This is a genomic window from Micromonospora sp. NPDC051296, assembly GCF_040682255.1.
GTDB classification, from domain to species: Bacteria; Actinomycetota; Actinomycetes; order Mycobacteriales; family Micromonosporaceae; genus Micromonospora; species Micromonospora craterilacus.
The window spans coordinates 1-6036 of sequence record NZ_JBFBAO010000399.1; the positions used below are offsets into that span (position 1 = coordinate 1).

Annotated in this window: 6 protein-coding genes; all 6 read right to left on the reverse strand. The window is 69.7% G+C overall.

The features are described 5' to 3' along the window. Nucleotides 1-628: 628 nt before the first annotated feature. Nucleotides 629-1639: a sulfate ABC transporter ATP-binding protein gene (locus AB0M52_RS29065; protein ID WP_363960298.1), complete on the reverse strand. Its 1011-nt coding sequence runs from the start codon at nt 1637-1639 to the stop codon at nt 629-631. Beyond that, a complete protein-coding gene (locus AB0M52_RS29070) occupies nt 1636-2472 on the reverse strand; it encodes a sulfate ABC transporter permease subunit (protein ID WP_363960301.1) in 837 nt (278 codons plus the stop codon). The genes AB0M52_RS29065 and AB0M52_RS29070 overlap by 4 nt, the downstream gene beginning before the upstream one ends. Further along, the gene (gene cysT / locus AB0M52_RS29075) at nt 2465-3313 is read right to left on the reverse strand and encodes a sulfate ABC transporter permease subunit CysT (RefSeq protein ID WP_363960304.1); all 849 of its coding nucleotides are present in this window, start codon (nt 3311-3313) and stop codon (nt 2465-2467) included. Before cysT ends, AB0M52_RS29070 begins: the two co-directional genes overlap by 8 nt. Next, nucleotides 3310-4332 carry a sulfate ABC transporter substrate-binding protein gene (locus AB0M52_RS29080; protein ID WP_363960307.1) on the reverse strand — a complete coding sequence of 341 codons (1023 nt, stop codon included), beginning with the start codon at nt 4330-4332 and terminating at the stop codon, nt 3310-3312. The genes cysT and AB0M52_RS29080 overlap by 4 nt, the downstream gene beginning before the upstream one ends. Before the next feature lie 281 nt (nt 4333-4613). Further along, a complete protein-coding gene (locus tag AB0M52_RS29085) occupies nt 4614-5588 on the reverse strand; it encodes an oligopeptide/dipeptide ABC transporter ATP-binding protein (protein WP_363960310.1) in 975 nt (324 codons plus the stop codon). Between the two features lie 104 nt (nt 5589-5692). After that, on the reverse strand, nt 5693-6036 hold a 344-nt coding region (locus tag AB0M52_RS29090; RefSeq protein ID WP_363960313.1), incomplete at its 5' end, for an oligopeptide/dipeptide ABC transporter ATP-binding protein.

Here is a 6036-nt window from a genome sequence, read left to right on the forward strand (position 1 = left end):
CACCCACACCCCGAACCCGGCCGACCGACCGACACCGGGCCAACCCCGCCTGCCCAAAACCCGTCGCAGTACAGGTCATTTACCGGTCAGATCTCGCGCCCGCATCCCGCCATGCGGGAAACACCCACGCCGACGAACGCAGGCCGGGTACATCAGGTCCGGCGGTTCGTGGCCCCGGTCTGGACGAGGCGGCGTCGCGAGGGCGGCGGCGTATGGGCTGACGGTTCGCGGCGTTCGACGAGACAGGGCAGCCGAAGCGGGCCAGGCCATGTGTGGGGTGAAGCGGCAGTACGAGGGGGCGCGGTCAGGGTCGCGAACGGTCTACTCAGTGTTCAGCGCGATCGGGCACACGCCGCCCGCGCAGATCCTTCCGCTGATCGCGGCACGCCTACGTCCCGGCGGACGTCTTCTGTTCTCGACCGATTCCCAGGAACTGGACGCACCCGATGGCAGCGGACGCTGCTGCTTCGTCATCTCAGCGACGAAACCGAAGCAGCGTTCGGCGGCAAGATAGCCGCTCCCCACGCTCGATCCCGGATCGAGTGGCATCCCAGCGACCATAAGGCCACTCGATCCGGGATCGAGCACGATCTTGCGCCGTAACCCTCGATCGGCGCCCGTTGATCTACTAACGGGTTGCGGCGAGGCTGGGCTCCGCAGCCTGTCGCGCGGGGGACGTCGCCGTGGTGGTGGGGCTGTTCGGGGCGAGCCGGACCCGCACCGCGGAGTCGACCTGGAGGCCCAGGGTCAGGAACTCGTTGCGGGTGAGCGTGACGGTCACCGGCTGGCCGCCGGCCGTGGTGACCTCGACCCGGATCTCGAAGCCGATCCGGGTGATCCGGCTGACCCGGCCGACCACGCCGGCGGTGTCCCCGCCGTCGGTGGAGATCTGCAGGTCGTGCGGCCGCACCAGCTGGTCACCGAGCTGGGTGACCGGGCCGAGGAAGCGCATGACGAACTCGTTGGCCGGGTGGTCGTACAGCTCGTCAGGTGACCCGATCTGTTCCACCCGCCCGTCGTTGATCACCACGATCTCGTCGGCGACCTCGAGCGCCTCCTCCTGGTCGTGGGTGACGAAGACGGTGGTGACGTGCACCTCGTCGTGCAACCGGCGCAGCCAATCCCGCAGTTCCTTGCGGACCTTGGCGTCGAGGGCGCCGAACGGCTCGTCGAGCAGCAGCACGGTCGGCTCCACGGCCAGCGCCCGGGCCAGGGCCATCCGCTGGCGCTGCCCGCCGGACAGCTGCGCGGGCAGCCGGTCGGCGAACTGTTCCAGGTGGACCAGCGCGAGCAGCTCGTCGACCCGGCGCCGGATCTCGTCCTTCGGCCGCTTGCGGATCTCCAGGCCGAAGGCCACGTTGCGCCGCACCGACAGGTGCTTGAACGCCGCGTAGTGCTGGAACACGAAACCGACGTTGCGCTTCTGCGGCGGCAGTCCGGTCGCGTCCACGCCCTCGATCTCGACCTTCCCGGTGTCGGCGCGTTCCAGTCCCGCGACGATCCGCAACAGCGTGGACTTGCCGCCGCCGGAGGGGCCGAGCAGGGCGGTGAGCCGCCCGGACGGGATGCTCACCGACACCTCGTCCAGCGCGACGAAATCTCCGAAACGCTTGCCGACGTTGACAATCTCGATGCTCAACGGTCTTCCTTCGGCCTGAGGACGGATACGACGATGATGCAGGCGACGGCGACGAGGGCGAGGAGGAAGGCGGTGGCGTACGCGCCGCCCTTGTCGAAGTTCAGGTACTTCTCCTCGACCACCAGGGTCGCCGTACGGGTCTCACCGAGCACGTTGCCGGAGACGACCTTGACCGCGCCGAACTCACCGAGCGAACGGGCGAGGCTGAGCACGACTCCGTAGATCACGCCCCACTTGATCGACGGGAGGGTGATCCGGCGGAACGTCTGCAGCGCGTTGGCGCCGAGGCTGCGGGCGGCCTGCTCCTGCTCGTCGCCCACCTCCTGGAGAATCGGTACGACCTCCCGGATGACCAGCGGCAGCGCCACGAACACGGTGGCCAGCACCATTCCCGGCACGGCGAAGATGATCTGGAGGCCGGCCGCTTCCAGCGTCGGACCGAACCAGCCGTCCCGTCCGCCGTAGACCAGGATCAGGGCAAGCCCGACAACGATCGGCGAGACCGACAGCGGCATGTCGAGCAGGGCGTTGAGCGCCCGCTTGCCGGGGAAGTCGTAGCGGACCAGCAGGATCGAGATGCCGACGCCGAACACCGTGTTGATGACGACGGCGGTCACCGCGATGACCAGGGTGAGCCGCAGTGCGTGGGTCACGTCGGGATCGGTGAGGATGTCGTTGAGGTTGGTGAACCCGTCGGCGAACGCGTTCCGCCCGACGAGGTACAACGGCCACGCCACCAGGAAGAACAGGTACGCGGTGACCACGGCCCGCAGGACGTACCGGCCGGGGCGGCGGCCGACCTGGGTACGGGCGGCAATCGAGCGCTCAGCCACGGCGCATCACCCTCCGCTGGATGACGTCGAGTACGACGATGACGGCCAACGAGATGGCCAGCAGCACCACCGCGACCGCCGCCGCGCTGTCGGGGTTGTCGTTCTCGATGCTGCTGAGGATGCGGACCGAGGCCACCTCGGTACGCATCGGCAGGTTGCCGGAGAGCAGGACCAGTGAGCCGTACTCACCGACGGCACGGGCGAACGACAGTGCGGCGCCGGCCGCGATGGCCGGGGTGAGGCTCGGCAGGACGATCCGCCGGAAGGTGGTGTACCGGCTGGCTCCCAACGACGCCGCGGCCTCCTCGGCCTCCGGGTCGAGTTCGGCCAGCACCGGCTGCACGGTCCGCACGATGAACGGCAGCGTCACGAACAGGAAGGCGAGGAACACCGCGATCCGGGTGTTGGCGATGTTGACCCCGAGCGGGCTGCCCGGCCCGTACAGCGACAGCAGCACCAGACCGGCGACGATGGTCGGCAGCGCGAACGGAACGTCGATGAGGATCTCCAGCGCGCGCTTGCCGAAGAAGCGGTCCCGCACCAGCACCCAGGCGATCAGGGTGCCCATGACGATGTTGACCAGCGTGACGGCCAGCGCGGTGCCCACGGTCAGGCGGATCGTGGCGGCGGTCTGTTCGTTGGTCACCGTCCGCCAGAACCCGCTCCACCCGCCCTGCGACGCGGTCACCGCCACGGCCGCCAACGGGATGAGCACGAGCAGGCTGAACCACACCATCGCCACGCCGAGGCCCAGCCCGGAGACCCGGGTGAGCGGCAGGCCGCCCCGGGCCGACCGGCGGTTGCCCGCCGGCCGGTCCGGGACGAGTGCGGTCGAGGTCACTTCGCCTTCCCGGACGCCGCGATGACCTTGGTGACGATGCCTTCTTTCTCGTCGAAGAACTTCTTGGACAGCGCGGACCAGCTCTCGAAGTCGTTCTGCACGGTCAGCAGCTTCTGCGGTGCGGGGAACGGGTTGTTCGGATCGAGCGCGCCCTCGATGCCGCTGGTGTCGACCCCGTCGATGATCGGCCGGAAGCCGGTGAGCGCGAACTGCCGCTGGCCCTGCGGGCCGAGCACGAAGTCGAGCCAGTCCTTCGCCTTCGGGTCGGCGGCCGTGAGGATCGCGCCCGGGTTCTCGATCAGGAGCGTCGTCGCCGGCAGGACCCAGTCGAGTTCCTCACCGTTCTGCCGGGCCAGGATCGTCTCGTTCTCGTACGCGAGCAGGACGTCACCGGTGCCGCCGAGGAAGGTGGTGGTGGCGTCGCGGCCGCTGTTGGGCAGCGACACCACGTTGGCGAAGAGCTTGGTGAGGTACTCCTGTGCCTGGGCGTCGGTCCCGCCGTTGGCGGCGATGTGCCCCCAGGCGGCGAGGGCGTTCCACCGGGCGGCGCCGGACGACGCGGGGTTGGGCGTGACGATGCCGATGCCGGGTTTGATCAGGTCATCCCACCCCTGGATGTTCTTGGGGTTGCCCTTGCGCACCGCCAGCACCACCACCGAGGAGGACACGATGCCCTTGTTCGGGCCGTCGTCCCAGCTCTCCTCGACCAGCCCGGCGTCGACCAGGCGGGTCACGTCGCTGGTCACGGAGAAGTGCACGTAGTCGGCCTTCAGGCCGGACACCACCGCGCGGCTCTGGTCGCCGGAGGCGCCGTAGGAGGTCTTGAACCTGACCCCCTTGCCCGCGTCGGTCTTGTTCCATTCCGCAGCGATGGCCTTGTTCGCCGCCTCGGGCACCGCGAAGCCGACGATGTTCAGCGTGGCGGAGCCGCCCGCCGCCGCGTCGCCGCCGCCGCAGCCCGACAGCGCCAAGCCGGTGACCATGGCGAGGGCGATGGCCGCTCTGATCCGGTGCCTCATCGGAATCCCGTCCTCCATCCAGTGCGCGCCGCACTATATAAATCCGACCAATTAGATAGGGAATATGCCCGTTTTGAGTTGAGGTGGAATGAAGACAGTGGTGGGTGCGGTCGCGGATCGGGCCTCGATGCCCGACTGGCTAACCCTCGACGGCGACGATCAGCGTCACGCCGAGCGTGGCAGCCCTGATCGTCCGTGCCGACCGCGCACCGAATATCCCACTAACTCGACAGGTTTTCAAGCCTTAATGACACGAGCGCGGCCGGCCACCCGTCCGACAGTCACGGCGCCCGCATCGCCCGCACGGCCTCCCCGGCGAACAGACAGGCTGCACGATGTTCGCGGTCGACCTCGACGAGCACCGGGTCGGTGCCGGCGCAGTCCGGCCGGGCCTGGGGGCATCTGGTCCGGAAGCGGCAGCCGTCGGGCGGGTCCACCGGGCTGGGGATGTCGCCGGTGAGGATGATCCGCCGACGCTGCCGCTCGACCCGCGGGTCGGCCACCGGCACCGCCGACAGCAGGGCGGCAGTGTACGGATGAGCGGGCTCCCGCCAGATCTGCGCCGGAGTGCCGCTCTCCACGATCCGGCCCAGGTACATCACGGCCAGCCGGTCGCTCATGTGCTCCACGGCGGCGAGGTCATGGGCGATGAACAGGTAGGTCAGTCCCAGCTCCCGTTGCAGACCGCGGAGCAGGTTCATGATCTGCGCCTGCACGCTCAGGTCGAGTGACGCGATCGGTTCGTCCAGGACGATCAGGTCCGGCTCGCCGGCCAGCGCACGGGCGATGCCCACCCGCTGCCGCTGGCCGCCGGAGAGTTCGTGCGGATGCCGGTCGGCGAGGTCGCGGCGCAGGCCGACCAGGTCGAGCAGTTCCCCGACCCGGCTGCGACGGGCGGCACCGCCGTCGGTCAGCCGGTGCACGATCAACGGCTCGGCGATGCTCGCCCCGATGGTGAGTCTTGGGTCGAGAGAGGCCTGCGGATCCTGGAACACCATGGCGACCCGGCGGCGTAGCGCGCGCAACCGCCGCCGGGACCAACGGGTCACCTCCTGCCCAGCCACCCGAACGCTGCCGGAGGTGGGGTCGACCAGTCGCAGCAACGCCAGACCGGTGGTGGACTTGCCGCTGCCGGACTCGCCGACCAGGCCCAGCGTCTCGCCCCGGCGCACCTGCAACGACACCCCGTCGACGGCGCGGACCACGCCGGCCGGTGTCGGGAACCACACGGTGAGGTCGTCGAGCGCGGCCACCACCTCGGCCGGTTCAGGCTGGGGGCTCCTACCGGCACTCCCCCGCTGCGCTCCGGGCCGAAATGCTGCACCGAAACCCCGGGTTCGCTGATTCGCGTTGCGCTCGCTCATCGGCTCTCCCCGTCGGCTTGGTGCGGGTAGAACGTACGCACGTGGTGGTCGGCGGACACCGAAGCCAGCGGCGGCAGTTCGTGCTCGCAGCGGGCGTCGCCGCGTACCGGGCAGCGGGGCCAGAAGGCACAGCCGGCGGGCAGATCCAGCGGGCTCGGCGGCGCCCCCTGGATGGTGACGAGATCACCGCCGCCGGCTGCCGGGTCGGGTCGGGCGGCGAGCAGCGCCGCGGTGTACGGGTGCGACGGGTTGGCGAAGACGGCGTCGACCGGACCCTGTTCGAGGATGCGGCCGGCGTACATGACCGCCACCGTGTCCGCGATGCCGGCGACGACGCCGA

Coding starts and splice junctions, on each gene's coding strand:
- AB0M52_RS29080 (WP_363960307.1), bottom strand. CDS start 4,332: ATGAGGCACCGGATCAGAGCGGCCATCGCCCTCGCCATGGTCACCGGC.